Raw genomic sequence first — 16,098 nt, forward strand, 5'->3', positions numbered from 1 at the left:
GCGCTGCGGGCCGCCGCCAGTCTTCCCCTGCTTTTCGCGTCGCCGGCATTAAACCGGGCTGCCACTTCTGCTAGCGTTGCCGCATGAACATGCATATGCCCACCGATACCGACGCCCAGGAGACGACGACGCCTGCGCCCGCCACGAGCGGCGTCACGCCGATGATGGAGCAATTCATCGAGATCAAGGCGGCGAACCCGGATTCGCTTCTGTTCTACCGCATGGGCGATTTCTACGAGCTGTTCTTCGACGACGCGGAGAAGGCGAGCCAGGCACTGGGCATCGTTTTGACCAAGCGGGGCAAGCACCAGGGCCATGACATCCCGATGTGCGGCGTGCCGGTGCATGCGGCGGACGACTATCTGCAGAAGCTGATCGCGCAGGGTTTTCGCGTCGCCGTCTGCGAGCAGATCGAGGATCCGGCCGAAGCCAAGAAACGCGGCTCCAAATCGGTAGTGCGCCGCGACGTGGTGCGGCTGGTCACGCCCGGCACCATCACCGAGGACAAGCTGCTGGCGCCCTCGGAATCGAGCTTCCTGATGGCGCTCGGCCGCGTGAAAGGCGGCGGCGCGGCCAGCCAGGCCGGCTTCGCGCTCGCCTGGATCGACATTTCGACCGGCGCCTTCCGCGTCGCCGAGACGAGCGCCGAGCGGCTGCTTGCCGACATCTTCCGCGTAGACCCGCGCGAGCTGATCGTCGCCGAGCCGGTTTTCCACGATCCGGAGCTCAGGCCGGTGTTCGACGTGCTGGGCCGGGTCGCCAACCCGCAGCCGCCTTCGCTGTTCGATTCGGCTTCGGCCACAAGCCGCATCGCGCGCTTCTTCGAGGTAGCGACCCCGGACAGTTTCGGCACGTTCTCGCGCGCCGAGCTGTCGGCGATCTCGGGCGCCATCGCCTATGTCGAAAAAACGCAGAAGGCCGAACGGCCGCCGCTGTCGCGCCCCGAGCGCGAGGAGCAGGGCTCGACGCTGTTCATCGATCCGGCGACGCGCGGCAATCTGGAACTGTTGCGCACGCTGTCCGGCAGCCGCGACGGCTCATTGTTCAAGGCGATCGACCGCACCGTGACCGGCGGCGGCGCGCGATTGCTGGCCGACCGGCTGATGGCGCCGCTGACCGATCCGGCGACGATCGCGGCGCGACTGGATTCGGTCTCCTTTTTCCGCTCCGAGACGCGGCTTTGCCAAGGCCTGCGGGCGAGCCTGAAAGGCGTCGCCGACATGCCGAGGGCGCTGTCCAGGCTGGCGCTCAACCGCGGCGGGCCGCGCGATCTCGGCGCGCTGCGCGCCGGCTTCGAGGCGGCCGGCGCGATCGCCGAATTGTTCGCGGCGGCCGCCCTGCCCGCCGAGCTCGCCGCCGCGCTTGCCGCGATCCGCGCCTTGCCCGAGGCGCTCGCCCGTCACCTCAGCGAAGCGCTCGACGACGAGCTGCCGCTGATCAAGCGCGACGGCGGCTTCGTGCGGTCGAGCTATAATGCCGAGCTCGACGAGATGCGGGCATTGCGCGACGAATCGCGAAAAGTGATCGCCGGGCTGGAGCGCTCGCTGATCGAGGAGACCGGCATCCGCTCGCTGAAGATCCGGCACAACAATGTGCTCGGCTACTACATCGAGGTCACCGCCAACCATCACGCGATCATGACCGGCGGCGACGCCGCCAAGGCGCGCTTCATCCATCGCCAGACCATGGCCAACGCCATGCGCTTCACCACGACCGAACTGGCGGAGCTGGAATCGAAGATCGCCAATGCCGCCGACAAGGCGCTGAGCATCGAGCTCGCCACCTTCGACCGGCTGACGGCGGAAGTGGTGGGTGAGGCCGAACGGGTCCGTGCCGGCGCCGACGCGCTTGCGGCTCTCGATGTTTCATCGGCGCTGGCATTGCTTTCCGAAAGCGAGGGCTGGTGCCGGCCGGTGGTGGATTCGAGCCTCGCCTTCGACATCGCAGGCGGGCGCCACCCGGTGGTCGAACAGGCGCTGAGGCGCTCGGGTGACGGGCCGTTCGTCGCCAACGATTGCGACCTGTCGCCCGACGGCGGCGCCAAGGCCGGCGCGATCTGGCTGCTTACCGGCCCCAATATGGGCGGCAAGTCGACGTTCCTCAGGCAGAATGCGCTGATCGCAATCCTCGCCCAGACCGGCTCCTTCGTGCCGGCGCAAAGCGCCCATATCGGCGTCGTCGACCGGCTGTTCTCGCGCGTCGGCGCGTCGGACGATCTGGCGCGGGGACGTTCGACCTTCATGGTCGAGATGGTCGAGACGGCGGCGATCCTCAACCAGGCGGGCGAGCGGGCGCTGGTCATCCTCGACGAGATCGGCCGCGGCACCGCGACTTTCGACGGACTGTCGATCGCCTGGGCGGCGGTCGAATACCTGCATGAGAAGAACCGCTGCCGGGCGATCTTCGCCACGCATTTCCACGAGATGACGGCGCTGGCCGGCAAATTGCCCCGGCTTCACAACGTCACCATGCGGGTCAAGGAATGGGAAAGCGATGTCGTCTTCCTGCACGAAGTCGGCAAGGGCGCGGCCGACCGCTCCTACGGCGTCCAGGTGGCGCGGCTGGCCGGCCTGCCGGAAGCGGTGGTGGCCCGCGCCAAGGAAGTGCTGCACCAGCTGGAAGAGGGCGAAGTCTCGGGCAAGACCAATCGGCTCGTGGACGACCTGCCGCTGTTTTCGGTGGCGGTGAAGCGCGAAGCCCCGAAGCCGGTCAAAAGCGATGCGCTGGGCGAGGCACTCGGCGTGATCAATCCCGACGAGATGACGCCGCGCGAGGCGCTGGAGGCGCTCTACCGGCTGAAGGGGCTGGCGGGCGGGTAATCAAAACAATCGGAACATCGGCGTCACCAGCCTTGCCGACTGGAGCCAGCCGAGCGATTCCACCGCCAGTATCGCCACAAGGAAGTAAGAGCTGTCGATGGCGGTCCGCCTCAGCGCCACCGAGTCGAACGTGACGGGAGACGGACCCAAGACGTCGTCATCGCGCCGCAGACGGGGAAAGAAGGCCGGCACGCTTCGACAATAGCGCCAATAGCCCTCGCCAAAGATCGCGTCTAGCGCGACCGCTTCGCGCGTCGCGACATAGGAAAAGACCAGATAGGTGAAGGCAAAGAGAAACGCCGAAAGGATCAGCGACCCGAATGTCAGCCCGACGCCAGCCAGTCCAAGGGCCGAGAAGAAATAGAGTGGATTGCGCGTATAGGCATAGGGGCCGGTTGTGACGAGTTCACGGTTCTTGCGCCCGCCGACATAGAGCGATGCCCAGCAGCGGCCGCCGATACAGATGAGGATCAGCACGGAACCCGCAAATTCCAGCATTTCGCGAAAGGTGCTGCCTTGCGGCCATCCACTCTCCGCAAGCAGGGCCGGCGCCAGGACGACCGGAGCAACCAGCCAAAGGAAACGCATCCTTCTGCCCTGTCGAAAAACCGTCGTGGAAAGCGGCATCGGGGACTTTTTCTGCATTTGCGTCACCGCCTCAGTCATTGCGCACCGGGGCTCCCTTGTCGGTCCAGGCCGGCGGAAATCCCATCCGATCGCCGACGAAGCCGACGAGACCGGGCGATTTGCCGAAGGCCTTGCAGGCCGGATATTTAGGCCCGCCGCCAAACATGGCGCGCAGCTCCGCCCTGGTCGGGAGCGACGGCAGCTTGCCGAAGGGCGTCTTGCCGGTGACCAGGAGCTTGCTAAAATCGTCGCCGAACTTCGCCGCAAGGTCGTAGGCGTCGCCCTCTCGGGCGACCCGGCCCGAATCCAGCAGCGCGTTCGCGCCACGTCCCCAGATCATGGCGGCCGACTGCTCGCCGTTGTCATCAATCGCTTCGGCTTCAAGCGACAGGCTGCCCAATCCGATCGGCAGGCGCGGAACCGGAATGTGCATGTCGGGCAGCGCGACGGAAACCGCCGTGGACGCCACTTTCGAAACGCCTACCGCCAGCGCATTCGTCGGCGTAACATGCGTTACCATCGCGTGGACCGTCAGGTCGGCTGGCTCGGTCAGGGAGACCACTTGAAAGCGTTGGCTCAGGCCGGAGCAAAGGGTCCTGTCGACGGCATTGGCGATCAGGCCGCGCTGCGCCGGTGTCAATGTCGATTTTCCGGCGGCGGGCTGCGAAAAGCCCGTTGGAATGATCCGAACGGTTCTTGCGGCAAGCACGTCGTCCTTGCTCACCCGCATCAGTGAGCGGGCCAACAAACCGTCCGACGGTTTCAACTCGTCATAGGATTGCAGCGAGCCTACCTGATCCAGCGGCGCGGCGGCGCAGCCGACCGCGAGCATGCTCAAGGCCAGCACAGCCGGCCATCTCAAGCGGTGGTCCGCGCGGCACGCACACGGATCGAACGGGCCGCGACTCATGTGAGCCTCGCGACGGGAACGCAAGCAAGCTGCCATGGATGCCTCTGTCTGGATGCGCCCGGCGGTGCGTGTTGGGGGACCGCCAATATTTGCACTCAGTGCAATAAATTAATGGCGCCATTATGGCGAGGCGTGATGACGAGACTTGAATGTTCACCAAATTTCATGTCGCATTTGAGGAACGGTCATGGCAGGAGCGCTCCATGAACGACGTGGCAAAACCAGAAGGCCTGCGCGAGCGGAAGCGGCGAGAGACGTCCCACCGCATCGCTCAAGCCGGCCTGAACGCTTTCCTGGCCAAGGGCTACGACGCGACCACGCTCGACGAGATAGCCGCAGCCGCCGGCATCTCGCGCCGGACGTTCTTCCACTATTTCAAGAGCAAGGACGAAGTTCTGCTTGCGTCTCTGGCTAACTACGCGAGCATGGTCAAAGCCTTGATCCTTGCCGAGCCACCAACCGGAGCGGCGATCGACATCGCCCGCGGCGCATTGCTCAATCTCGCCGGCAGCTTCCAGGCATCAGAAATGATGGCGACGGCCAAACTCATGCGGGAAAGCAAGACGCTGCGCTCGCGCACGCACGCGGGCTACCTGCAGCTCGAGCAAGCCATCTTCGACGGCTTATGCGAGTTGCGGCCGGACCAGGCGCGCAACGGTCTGCGGCTGGTCTCCCTGGTGGCGGTCGTGGCGTTGCGCCTGGCCGTGGAAACATGGCAGCAGCAACAGGCCAAGCATCCGCTGGCAGGATATGTCCGCGATGCCTTTGAAAGGCTGAAAACCGAAATTCGATAAGTCCGGCCGCCTGCGGCGCGGCAAAGAACAGAAGCTGTGTTGACTCATTGTACCGATCGGTACAATCTGGGTCATCGATGACCGAAACCGACAGGAGATCTTCATGAGCCGTCCGCCATTGCCGCCCTTCACCGCCGAGACAGCGGCGCAAAAGGCGCGCCTTGCCGAGGATGCCTGGAACAGCCGCGACCCGGAACGGGTTTCGCTCGCCTATACCGAGGACAGCATCTGGCGGAACCGGTCCGAATTCGTCTCGGGCCGTGGCGAGATCGTCAGCTTCCTCACGCGCAAATGGGCGCGCGAGCTGGACTATCGCCTGATCAAGGAGGTCTGGACCTGGAACGACAACCGCATCGCGGTGCGCTTCGCCTATGAATGGCGCGACGACAGCGGCCACTGGTTCCGCTCCTACGGCAACGAGAACTGGGAGTTCGACGAAGCCGGGCTGATGCGCCGGCGCGTGGCGAGCATCAACGATCTGCCGATCGCCGAGAGCGAGCGGAAGTATCATTGGCCGCTCGGCCGCCGGCCGGACGACCATCCCGGCCTTTCGGAACTCGGGCTCTAGAGTCAGTGCGACGCATCGCTCCGGACCGCGACCAGTTGCTGGCGATAGTAGCCGAAGTCTTCCGCGAGCATGGTTATGAAGGCGCCAGCCTGTCCTTGATCGGCGAGGCGACGGGGCTCGGCAAGGGAAGCCTCTACCACTTCTTTCCCGGCGGCAAGGAAGAGATGGCGAGGGCTGTCATTGCCCATATCGACGGCTGGTTCGAGGACAATGTCTTTGGGCCGTTGCGCGACAGCACCGATCCGCTGGCCGGGGTCGAACGGATGATCGAGGCGACAGACAGCTATTTCCGCTCGGGGCGCCGGGTTTGTCTCATCGGCGCCTTCGCGCTGGATGAATCGCGCGACCTGTTCGCCGGCCAGATCAGAAGCTATTTCGGCCGCTGGGTCACGCATCTCGCCGATGCGCTGGCGCGATCCGGGCACCGACCGGGCGAGGCCAGCGAGTTGGCAGAGGAAGCCGTCGCCGCCATCCAGGGGACACTCACGCTTGCCCGCGCCGCCAATGACCTCGACGTATTTTCAAGGGCATTGCGGCGGCTGCGGATGCGGCTCGGGGTACCGGCCAAGACCTAGCGTTCCTACAGAGGTTCGAAGCGGAAGCCTGTTTCAGATCGGGAAATCCGGCCGACGCCCGGTGAATCGAGATGCGCTCCTGCCGCACACCAGCCGTTGTCGGCGACAAGGGCTAAAATGCGCAGCCGGGTCGCCCGCGCCTGTTCCTGGTCGGCGTCGAATTCCCATGCGACCTCCGGCCGATCGAACTGAAGCGACGGCACATGCACGAGGTCGCCCCAGGCCAGCAATGTTTCGCCGCCGCTGGTGACGCGAAAGCAGGTATGGCCGATTTCATGGCCCGGCGCGGCGAGCGCCTCGATGTTCGCGCTCAGGCGCTGTCCCGGGTCCAGAGGCTGCGCTCGATCATGGAAGCGGCTCAACCTCGCTTCCGACCGGAACATGTCGACTTCAGGCCGGGGGACAAGCAAGCGGGCGAGCCGCGGGAAGCCGTCCCCACCATCCGGAAGGACGAGCCCTTGGATATGGTCGAGATGGGTGTGGGTGAAGGCAACCGTGCGTATCCGATCGACGGCGATCTTCGCTTCGCTCAGCGCCTGCGGCAGAAAGCCCATCGTCGGATGCCAGGCGTTCGAGGACCCGGTATCGATCAGCGTGATGTCTTCGCCGTCGTCGATGGCAAAGGCATTGACCGACAATCTGAGAGCGCCGTCGAAGAGCGGCACCTGCGAGGGGAGATCGTCGCCGAAAGGCTTGTCTCCCGGCTGGCGCAGTCGCCGGACCGGCATGTCGACGTAACCGTCGCGCAGCGAGGTGACTTTCAAGTCGCCGATTTTATAGACCGTGTGATGAAGTCCGGCTGAAATTCGTTCCAATGCCTGCTCTCCGCCCGATCGTGGTTTTCGGCTAGATCATTTCCAGGCCGCGCTTGCGCGTCGGCGGAGGGAAAGCGCGGTCGAGCTCGGCAAGGTCTTCCGCCGTCAGAGCGATGTCGAGCGCGGCGGCGTTCTGGCGGACGTGCTCCTGGCGACCGGCCTTCGGGATGGCGATGACGCCGTCCTGCGCCATCACCCAGGCAAGCGCGATCTGCGCGGCGGTGGCGTCGTGGCGGGCAGCGACGACTTCCAGCCGGGCATTGCGGGCCAGCGCGCCCTGCTCGACCGGCGAATAGGCCATCAGCGGGATGCCGCGCTTCGCGCACCAGGGCGCCAGATCGAACTCTGGCCCGCGCCGCGACAGATTGTAGAGCACCTGATTGGTCTGGACGTCGCCGCCATGGTCCAAGCCGACCAGTTCCTCCATCTCGTCGGTGTCGAAATTGCTGACGCCCCAGTGGCGGATCTTGCCTTCCCTCTTCAAGGTTTCGAAGGCCTCGACGGTTTCGAACAGCGGCACGCTGCCCGGCCAGTGCAGCAGATAGAGATCGATACGATCGGTGGCGAGACGCCTCAGGCTGGCCTCGCAAGAGCGCCTCACGCCGGCGCGCGAGGCGTTGGAGGGCAGCACCTTGGAGACCAGGAAGGTCTCGTCGCGGCGGCTGGCAATGGCTTGCGCCACCACCTCCTCGGCGCCGCCATCGGCATACATTTCGGCCGTGTCGATCAGCGTTATGCCGAGGTCCAGCCCAAGCTTCAGCGCCGCGACCTCATCGGCGTGTCGCCGTCGATCCTCACCCATCTTCCAGGTGCCTTGGCCCAGCACCGGGACGATTTCGCCCGACGGCAGCTTCAAGGTTCTGATCGACGAGCGGTTGATCGACGGGGGCATGGCTTTCTCCGCGTGAAGCCGGATCGCAGCACAGCCGTGGCCGGAAATCCAGACCAAAGGCTCGTGGCCGCCCGGATTCCTGGCCGCCCGGATTTCCCGCAGCGGCTACTTCGCCGGATGCTTGGCGAGCCAGTCCTGCATCTGCTTGATCTCGGCTTCCTGTGCCGTGACGACGCCTTCGGCGAGCTTGCGGATTTCCGGATCCTTGCCATTGGCGATCACCACCTTGGCCATGTCGATGGCGCCCTGATGATGCGGGATCATGCCGCGGACGAAATCGACATCGGCATTGCCGGTGTATTTGATCGTCATGTCCTTGTGCATCTTCTTCATCGCCTTCTCGTAGCCGACGGTGGCCGGGCTCTGGGCGCCCATCGCCATCTTGGACATGTCGTGCTTCATCTCCTCCGACGAGGCCGGCACGCTTTCGAGGAACACGGCGAGCAGCATTCCGGCCGCCATCAGCAGCAGCACGATTTTCTTGGCCAGGGTCATTCAGGTCTCCTTCTGTTGGATTTCGTATCTGGGGGTCTTGCTCAGAGTTTCAACGTTCTCAGCCGCAGCGCGTTGCCGATCACGGAGACCGACGACAAGCTCATCGCCGCCGCCGCCAGCATCGGCGACAGCAGCGTGCCGGTGAGCGGATAAAGGACGCCGGCCGCGACCGGCACGCCAAGCACGTTGTAGAGGAAGGCGAAAAACAGGTTCTGGCGGATGTTGCGAAGCGTCGCCTGAGCCAGCGTGCGGGCCCTGACGATGCCGTTGAGGTCGCCCTTGACCAGCGTGATGCCGGCGCTTTCGACCGCGACATCGGCGCCGGTACCCATGGCGATACCGACATCGGCGCTGGCCAGCGCCGGCGCGTCGTTGACGCCGTCGCCGGCCATGGCGACGGCCGCACCCTTGGCACGCAATTCCTCGACCAGCGCGCCCTTCCCATCGGGCAGCAACCCGGCGCGGACCTCGTCGATGCCGAGCCTGCCGGCGATCGCTTTTGCCGTGCGCTCGTTGTCGCCAGTGGCCATGATGATGCGCAGGCCCTTGTCATGCAGGGCCTTGATCGCCTCGGCTGTCGTCGCCTTTACGGGATCGGCGACGGCGACGATGCCGGCGAAGCTGCCGTCGACAGCCACGAACATGGACGTCTTGCCGTCGGCCTGCAGCGCCTCGACATCGGCCGCCGACGTTGCGACGCCGAGGTCCGCCATCATCGCCGCATTGCCGAGCGCGACCTTCCTGCCCGAAACCGTGCCCGAAACGCCCTTGCCGGTGATGGCTTCGAAATCGACCGCGTCGGCCAGCTTCAGGCCGCGCGCGGCGGCGCCCTCGACGATCGCCTCGGCCAGCGGATGCTCGGAGCCCTTTTCGAGCGCGGCAGCGAGGCCCAGCAGTTCCTTCTCATCGATGCCGTCGGCCGCGACGACATCGGTAAGCCGCGGCTTGCCCTCGGTCAGCGTGCCGGTCTTGTCGACGATCAGCGTATCGACAGAGGCAAAACGCTCCAACGCCGCCGCTTCCTTGATCAGAACGCCGGCATGCGCGCCGCGCCCGGTCGCGGTCATGATCGACATCGGCGTCGCAAGGCCGAGCGCGCAGGGACAGGCGATGATCAGCACCGACACCGCCGAGACAATGGCGAAGATCAGGCTCGGTTCGGGGCCGAAGATCGACCAGGCAATGAATGCCAGGACCGCCACCAGCACGACGGCCGGGACGAAGTAGAAGGACACGCGGTCGGCGAGACCCTGGATCGGCGCCCGCGATCGCTGCGCCTTGGCGACCAGCTCGACAATGCGCGACAGCGTGGTCTCGGCGCCGACCTTCTCGGCGCGCATGACCAGCGAGCCGTTCTTGTTCAGCGTGCCGCCGGTGAGCATGTCGCCTTCCGTCTTCTCGACTGGCAGCGGTTCGCCGGTAATCATGGATTCGTCGATAGCCGAGCGTCCCTCCAGCACGATGCCGTCGACCGGCACGGCGTCGCCGGGGCGGATGCGCAGCTTGTCTTCGGTCTTGATGCCGTCGAGTGGCACGTCCTTCTCGGAGCCGTCGGGGCCGATCAGCCGCGCCGTCTTCGGGGCAAGGTCGAGCAGGGCGCGGATGGCCGAGCCGGTGCGCTCGCGGGCCTTGAGTTCCAGCACCTGGCCGAGAAAGACCAGCGCCACGATGACGGCGGCTGCCTCGAAATAGACCGGCACGGCGCCGTCATGGCCGCGGAACTGATGCGGGAAGACGTCCGGGAACAGCGTCGCGACCAGGCTGAAGAGATAGGCAGCCCCGACGCCCAACGAAATCAGCGTCCACATATTGGGGCTGCGGTTGAGGATCGATTCCCAGCCGCGATGGAAGAACGGAAACGCCGCCCACAGCACCACCGGGCTCGCCAGCGCCAGCTCGACCCAGGTCTTGGCGCGGCCGTCGACGAGGGTTTCGAAGCTGAAGCCCAGCATCGGCGCCATGGCAATGACCAGGAGCGGCACGGAGAGCGCCGCGCTGACCCAGAAGCGGCGCGTGAAATCGACAAGTTCCGGGTTAGGGCCTTCCTCGCCCGTCGGAACGCCCATCGGCTCCAGCGCCATGCCGCAGATCGGGCAGGAGCCGGGCTTGTCGCGGACGATCTCGGGATGCATGGGGCAGGTGTACTGCGTGCCCTTGGGCATCGGCTGAGCCTCGGGCCGGCCGGCGAGGTATTTTGCCGGCTCGGCCTCGAACTTGCCCCTGCAGCCGGCGGAGCAGAAATAGAAGCCCTGGCCTTCGTGGCGGACGAAGTGCTTCGCGCTCGCACGGTCGACATTCATGCCGCAGACGGGATCGGTGGCCGAAAGATATGCTTCCGGCTCGGCCTGGAATTTCGTGCGGCAGTGTTCACTGCAGAAATGAAACGTCCGGCCGCCATGCTCGGCCGTCGGCTTGCCGGCCGCCGGATCGACCGTCATGCCGCAGACAGGATCGCGAATCACCGCTTCGGCGTCGGGCGCGGCATCCTTCGCGGAGCAGCAGCCGCCGCCATGCGCATGATGGTGGTGATGGTCGGAATGGATCATGGCCAGGCCTCTGAATCTCGAACTTGAGGCGGAGGTAGTGCTTCCAGTAACTGGAAGGTCAAGGGGCGTTTGGATTTTTCCGGCTATCGCCATCCGGCTGCGCGTGGCGTCCATCGCGCGCTGCTGGAAACGCGCCGCCCGCCCCATACACAGCGCCGCGAAAACAGGCTATAGACGCCGCCGAATGGCAAAGATCTCCCTGAAACTCGACGAAATCATCGATGGCGACGCCTTGTGCCGCGACTTGACCGCGCTGACGGCGGCGAGCGCCGGCGACGGTTCAGGACCGGCTGTCCGCACGGCCGTCCTCCAGTTGCTCAAGGCCAGGATGGCCGAAGGGCGAAAGATCGGCGAAGCCATGCTCAAGCAGGATGGCGGCGGCAATGCCTGCGCCGAGCGGCTCTCGCATCTGATGGATGAGCTGATCCGGGCGCTCTATGATTTCGCCGCCACCCATGTCTACCGGGTCAAGAACCGGTCCGCGGCCGAGCGCATGGCGGTCGTTGCCGTCGGTGGCTACGGCCGCGGCACGCTGGCGCCGGGCTCCGACATAGACCTGCTTTTCCTGCTGCCCTACAAGCAGACCCCATGGGGCGAGCAGATCGTCGAATACATGCTCTACATGCTGTGGGACATGGGGCTGAAGGTCGGCCACGCCACCCGCAACATCGACGAGTGCCTCAGGCTGTCGCGCAGCGACATCACCATCCGCACGTCGATCCTGGAAGCGCGCTTCCTGTGGGGCGAACACAAGCTTTATGAGGAACTGCTCACCCGCTTCGACCACGAAGTGGTGCGCACCACCGGGCCGGAATATGTGCAGGCCAAGCTTGCCGAGCGCGACGAGCGCCACGCCAAGGCCGGCGAAAGCCGCTACCTGGTCGAGCCCAACGTCAAGGACGGCAAGGGCGGCCTGCGCGACCTGCAGACGCTGTTTTGGATCGGCAAATATTTCTATCGCGTGCGCACTGGCGAGGAGCTGGTCGATAAGGGCGTCTTCACCGAGGCCGAATATCGCGAATTCCAGAAGGCCGAGGATTTCCTGTGGGCGGTGCGCTGCCACATGCATTTCCTCACCGGCAAGGCGGAGGAGCGGCTGCATTTCGACATCCAGCGCGAGATCGCCGAGCGCCTGGGCTATACGACGCATCCCGGCCTGTCGGCGGTCGAACGCTTCATGAAGCACTATTTCCTCGTCGCCAAGGATGTCGGCGACCTCACCCGCATCTTCTGCGCGGCGCTCGAGGAAGAGCAGGCCAAGCACGTGCCGGGCTTCAATCGTATCTTCCTCACCTTCTCGCGGCGCAAGCGCAAGCTTGCCGGCACCTCTGACTTCATCGTCGACAACCACCGCATCAACATCGCCGACGACAGTGTGTTCGAGCGCGATCCGGTCAACCTGCTCAGGCTGTTCTGGTTCGCCGACAAGCACGGGCTGGAGTTCCACCCCGACGCGCTCAAGCTGCTCACCCGCTCGCTCGGGCTCGTCAACAAGTCGCTCCGGCGCGACGAGGAAGCCAACCGGCTGTTCCTCGACATCCTGACGTCGGACCGCAACGCCGAACTCAATTTGCGGCGCATGAACGAGGCCGGGCTGCTCGGCAGGCTGATCCCCGACTTCGGCAAGATCGTCGCCATGATGCAGTTCTCGATGTACCACCACTACACCGTGGACGAGCATCTGATCCGCTGCATCGGCGTGCTGGCCGAGATCGAGCGCGGCGACGGCGCGAAGGTGCATCCGCTGTCGCATACGCTGATGCCGGGACTGAAGAAGAGCCGCGAGGCGCTCTATGTCGCCGTGCTTTTGCACGACATCGCCAAGGGCAGGCCGGAGGACCATTCGGAAGCCGGAGCCCGGATCGCGCGGCGCATCTGTCCGCATATGGGGTTGTCGGCGGCCGACACCGAAACCGTCGCCTGGCTGGTCGAGAACCACCTCGTGATGTCGATGACGGCACAGACGCGCGACCTCAACGACCGCAAGACGATCGAGGATTTCGCCTCGATCGTGCAGTCGGTCGAGCGGCTGAAGCTGCTTTTGATCCTCACCGTCTGCGACATCAGGGGCGTCGGGCCGGGCGTGTGGAATGGCTGGAAAGGCCAGCTGCTGCGCACGCTCTATTTCGAGACCGAGCTGCTTCTGACCGGCGGCTTTTCCGAGGTGTCGCGCGCCGAGCGCACGACTGCGGCGCGCGAGCAGCTGGCCGAGGCGCTGTCCGCCTGGCCGGCCAAAGAGCGCAAGCGCTATGTCGCGCAGCACTACGAGAACTACCTCTTGGCCGTCGACCTGTCGGACCAGCTGCGCCACGCCGAGTTCGTCCGCGAGGCGGATGCGGCGGGCAAGAAGCTCGCCACCATGGTCAAGACGCATGAGTTCGAAGCCGTGACCGAGATCACCGTGCTGGCGCCGGACCATCCGCGCCTGCTTTCGATCATCGCCGGGGCTTGCGCCGCCGCCGGCGGCAACATCGTCGACGCGCAGATCTTCACCACGTCGGACGGACGGGCGCTGGACTCGATCCTGATCTCGCGGGAGTTCGATCTCGACGAGGACGAGCGACGTCGCGCCGAGCGGGTCGGCCGGCTGATCGAGGACGTGCTTTCGGGCAAGAGCTGGCTGCCCGAGATGATCGAGAAGCGCACCAAGCCGAAGCGCGGCGCCAAGGCTTTCCGCATCCCGCCGCGCGCCGAGATCCGCAACACGCTGTCAAACCGTTTTTCGGTGATCGAGGTCGAGGGGCTGGACCGGCCGGGCCTCTTGTCCGAGATCACCGGGACGCTCTCCGACCTTTCGCTCGACATCGCCTCGGCGCATATCACGACCTTCGGCGAGAAGGTCATCGATACGTTCTATGTCACCGACCTCACCGGACAGAAGATCGACAGCCCGACGCGCACCGCCACCATCCACAAGCGGCTGATCGATACGCTTGAAGGCAATTCGTCCGAACGCAACGGCAAGGCCAAGGCGGCGGCCGAGTGACCATCCATTTGACGCAATTTTTCTGGCAGTCGTCCCTAGGGCGTGTCGTCAGTTATGGTTTGGAGCTAGATGAGGTCAAAAATGGCTGGATGGGAGGAGCGAGCGCAGCCAAGACTTACGTCTTGGCAAGCGAAGCGACGCTGCAGACAGCCATTTTTCACCTCACCGCCTCTGGCGGCGGGGCGCTTTTGACCGATGAGCGCGTCGGCTATCGTAGCAAGCCGAAAGGCTTGCGTCCTCACCCTCCTTCTCCTCGGTCAAAATCGCTTCCGTCTAGCCCAAACCCTAACTGACGACACGCCCTAGCATGAGCCTAGTCAAGAAATTCGCCACCGTCGCTTCCGGCACGCTGATGAGCCGCGCGCTGGGCTTCGGCCGCGAGATGCTGATGGCGGCGGCACTCGGCACCGGACCGGTCGCCGACGCGTTCAACGCTGCTTTCCAGTTCCCCAACACCTTCCGCCGGCTGTTCGCCGAAGGCGCCTTCAACGCCGCCTTCGTGCCGCTGTTCGCCAAGGAGATCGAGCAGCATGGCACCGAAGGCGCCAAGCGCTTCTCGGAGGAAGTGTTCGGTGTGCTGTTTTCGGCGCTTTTGGCACTGACCATCGCGATGGAACTGGCGATGCCGCTGATCGTGCGCTACCTGGTGGCGCCGGGCTTTGCCGACATTCCAGGCAAGTTCGAGACGACCGTCCGGCTGGCGACGATCATGTTCCCGTATCTCATCTGCATGTCGCTCGGCGCCATGATGGCCGGCATGCTGAACTCGCTGCGCCGCTATTTCGCGGCGGCGATCGCGCCCGCCTTCCTCAACATCATCCTGATCGGCGTGCTGGCCTATGCCTGGTATCACGGGCTGGACGCGCATGATGTCGGTTTCGGCTTGTCCTGGGGCGTGCTGGCGGCAGGCATCGTGCAGCTTGCCATCGTCTGGATAGCGGTGCGCAATGCCGGCATCTCGATCGGCTTCCGCCGGCCGAAGATGACGCCCAACGTCAAGCGGCTGCTGATCCTGGCGCTGCCGGCGGCGATCACCGGCGGCATCACCCAGATCAACCAGCTGATCGGCACGGCGATCGCCTCGGCGCAGAACAGCGCGGTGTCGTCGCTCGCCTATGCCGATCGCATCTACCAGCTGCCGCTCGGCGTCGTCGGCGTGGCCGTCGCCATCGTGCTGTTGCCGGAACTGTCGCGGGCTCTGAAATCGGGCAATTTAGTCGAGGCAGCCAATTTGCAGAACCGCTCGGTCGAGTTCACCTTGTTCATGACGCTGCCCGCCGCCGCGGCGCTCTGGGTGATGTCCGAGCCAATCGTGCGGCTGGTCTACGAGCGCGGCGCCTTCGCCGCCAACCACTCGACGCCAATCGTCGCCTCGATCCTGGCGATCTTCGGCCTAGGTCTGCCGGCCTTCGTGCTGATCAAAGCCTTCACGCCGGGCTATTTCGCGCGCGAGGACACGCGCACGCCGATGATCTTCGCGGCCATCTCGGTGGGCGTGAATGTCGCCACTGCATTGACCCTGTTCCCGTCGATGGGTGCGCCTGGCATCGCGGTGGCCTCGGCCGTCGCCGGCTGGGTCAACGCGCTGATGCTGCTCGCCATGCTGATCAGGCGCGGCCATTGGGGCCGCGACATACCGCTCTTGAGACGCATTCCCCGGCTGGTGCTTTCCGCCGTAATCATGGCCGTGGCGCTTTACTTCGCGGAGCGCCACTTTGTCACGCAGATTGGGCCTGGCTCTCCGCTGGTGGTGAAGGCGACGACGGTGCTTGGGCTGGTCGCCGGGGGCGCTGCGCTCTACTTCATCGCCGCCTTTGCCACCGGCGGCGCCGATTTCGGCATGATCCGCAGGAATATCAAACGCGGCACGGCGAAGAATTCGGGTACATCCAGGCCCAGTCAAGACGAGTAGTCCGCCAGACGCTTCTCCACAGTGTTCGCGATCGAGCAAACTCTTGCTCTAGCGGAAGCGTTGGTCCATAAGCCCGCCGTCGAAAGACTTTCGCCGCGCGCGGTTTCCAGCCGCATGATTGACTCCAAAAAGTCTGCAACTTTTTGGAATCATGCTTAG

Annotated in this window: 12 protein-coding genes; 6 read left to right on the plus strand and 6 right to left on the minus strand. The window is 65.0% G+C overall.

The genetic code is table 11. From position 1 onward, the window contains the following. Positions 1 to 95 precede the first annotated feature (95 nt). Positions 96 to 2,819, plus strand: coding sequence for a DNA mismatch repair protein MutS (mutS, locus tag FJ956_RS09635; protein ID WP_246672201.1), 2,724 nt, complete (start codon positions 96 to 98; stop codon positions 2,817 to 2,819). Here the strand turns inward: mutS and FJ956_RS09640 are convergent, their stop codons facing one another. Further along, positions 2,820 to 3,407: an isoprenylcysteine carboxylmethyltransferase family protein gene (locus tag FJ956_RS09640; protein WP_181170350.1), complete on the minus strand. Its 588-nt coding sequence runs from the start codon at positions 3,405 to 3,407 to the stop codon at positions 2,820 to 2,822. It abuts the gene before it with no gap. A 70-nt stretch (positions 3,408 to 3,477) separates the two neighbouring features. After that, the gene (locus FJ956_RS09645) at positions 3,478 to 4,278 is read right to left on the minus strand and encodes a DUF3313 domain-containing protein (protein WP_246672205.1); all 801 of its coding nucleotides are present in this window, start codon (positions 4,276 to 4,278) and stop codon (positions 3,478 to 3,480) included. A 227-nt stretch (positions 4,279 to 4,505) separates the two neighbouring features. Between FJ956_RS09645 and FJ956_RS09650 the strand changes: the two genes are divergently transcribed. The 3 genes from FJ956_RS09650 (at position 4,506) to FJ956_RS09660 (ending at position 6,293) form a co-directional block, all read left to right on the plus strand. Continuing rightward, on the plus strand, positions 4,506 to 5,150 hold the full coding sequence (locus FJ956_RS09650; protein ID WP_246672202.1) for a TetR/AcrR family transcriptional regulator: 645 nt from the start codon (positions 4,506 to 4,508) through the stop codon (positions 5,148 to 5,150). Between the two features lie 103 nt (positions 5,151 to 5,253). Then, positions 5,254 to 5,718, plus strand: a complete 465-nt coding sequence (locus FJ956_RS09655; RefSeq protein WP_140682894.1) for a nuclear transport factor 2 family protein — start codon at positions 5,254 to 5,256, stop codon at positions 5,716 to 5,718. 5 nt (positions 5,719 to 5,723) lie between these two features. Beyond that, the gene (locus FJ956_RS09660; protein ID WP_246672203.1) at positions 5,724 to 6,293 is read left to right on the plus strand and encodes a TetR/AcrR family transcriptional regulator; all 570 of its coding nucleotides are present in this window, start codon (positions 5,724 to 5,726) and stop codon (positions 6,291 to 6,293) included. 5 nt (positions 6,294 to 6,298) lie between these two features. Here FJ956_RS09660 and FJ956_RS09665 read toward each other — a convergent pair whose 3' ends face one another. The 4 genes from FJ956_RS09665 to FJ956_RS09680 all read right to left on the minus strand — a co-directional run bounded on the left by FJ956_RS09665 (position 6,299) and on the right by FJ956_RS09680 (position 11,041). After that, positions 6,299 to 7,057 carry an MBL fold metallo-hydrolase gene (locus FJ956_RS09665; protein WP_246681608.1) on the minus strand — a complete coding sequence of 253 codons (759 nt, stop codon included), beginning with the start codon at positions 7,055 to 7,057 and terminating at the stop codon, positions 6,299 to 6,301. A gap of 82 nt (positions 7,058 to 7,139) precedes the next feature. Beyond that, a complete protein-coding gene (locus FJ956_RS09670; protein ID WP_140682901.1) occupies positions 7,140 to 8,000 on the minus strand; it encodes an aldo/keto reductase in 861 nt (286 codons plus the stop codon). A 105-nt stretch (positions 8,001 to 8,105) separates the two neighbouring features. Further along, positions 8,106 to 8,495 (minus strand): DUF305 domain-containing protein, encoded by a 390-nt coding sequence (locus FJ956_RS09675; RefSeq protein WP_140629036.1) that lies wholly within the window; start codon positions 8,493 to 8,495, stop codon positions 8,106 to 8,108. Between the two features lie 41 nt (positions 8,496 to 8,536). Further along, on the minus strand, positions 8,537 to 11,041 hold the full coding sequence (locus FJ956_RS09680; protein WP_140682904.1) for a heavy metal translocating P-type ATPase: 2,505 nt from the start codon (positions 11,039 to 11,041) through the stop codon (positions 8,537 to 8,539). Between the two features lie 184 nt (positions 11,042 to 11,225). Here FJ956_RS09680 and FJ956_RS09685 point away from each other — a divergent pair, with 184 nt between their 5' ends. After that, positions 11,226 to 14,027, plus strand: coding sequence for a [protein-PII] uridylyltransferase (locus tag FJ956_RS09685; protein WP_140682907.1), 2,802 nt, complete (start codon positions 11,226 to 11,228; stop codon positions 14,025 to 14,027). A 307-nt stretch (positions 14,028 to 14,334) separates the two neighbouring features. Next, complete coding sequence (gene murJ / locus FJ956_RS09690) at positions 14,335 to 15,939, plus strand: murein biosynthesis integral membrane protein MurJ (protein ID WP_140682910.1); 1,605 nt, start codon at positions 14,335 to 14,337, stop codon at positions 15,937 to 15,939. The last annotated feature ends 159 nt before the right edge of the window (positions 15,940 to 16,098 follow it).

It is taken from the genome of Mesorhizobium sp. B2-4-3 (genome assembly GCF_006442815.1).
In the GTDB taxonomy this organism is placed as follows: domain Bacteria; phylum Pseudomonadota; class Alphaproteobacteria; order Rhizobiales; family Rhizobiaceae; genus Mesorhizobium.

Bases quoted from the DNA above. Each gene is read 5' to 3' on its own strand.
- murJ (WP_140682910.1), top strand. From the start codon at position 14,335: ATGAGCCTAGTCAAGAAATTCGCCACCGTCGCTTCCGGCACGCTGATG.
- FJ956_RS09640 (WP_181170350.1), bottom strand. From the start codon at position 3,407: ATGCGTTTCCTTTGGCTGGTTGCTCCGGTCGTCCTGGCGCCGGCCCTG.
- FJ956_RS09680 (WP_140682904.1), bottom strand. From the start codon at position 11,041: ATGATCCATTCCGACCATCACCACCATCATGCGCATGGCGGCGGCTGC.
- FJ956_RS09675 (WP_140629036.1), bottom strand. From the start codon at position 8,495: ATGACCCTGGCCAAGAAAATCGTGCTGCTGCTGATGGCGGCCGGAATG.
- FJ956_RS09670 (WP_140682901.1), bottom strand. From the start codon at position 8,000: ATGCCCCCGTCGATCAACCGCTCGTCGATCAGAACCTTGAAGCTGCCG.
- mutS (WP_246672201.1), top strand. From the start codon at position 96: ATGCCCACCGATACCGACGCCCAGGAGACGACGACGCCTGCGCCCGCC.
- FJ956_RS09655 (WP_140682894.1), top strand. From the start codon at position 5,254: ATGAGCCGTCCGCCATTGCCGCCCTTCACCGCCGAGACAGCGGCGCAA.
- FJ956_RS09645 (WP_246672205.1), bottom strand. From the start codon at position 4,278: ATGCTCGCGGTCGGCTGCGCCGCCGCGCCGCTGGATCAGGTAGGCTCG.
- FJ956_RS09685 (WP_140682907.1), top strand. From the start codon at position 11,226: ATGGCAAAGATCTCCCTGAAACTCGACGAAATCATCGATGGCGACGCC.
- FJ956_RS09650 (WP_246672202.1), top strand. From the start codon at position 4,506: ATGTTCACCAAATTTCATGTCGCATTTGAGGAACGGTCATGGCAGGAG.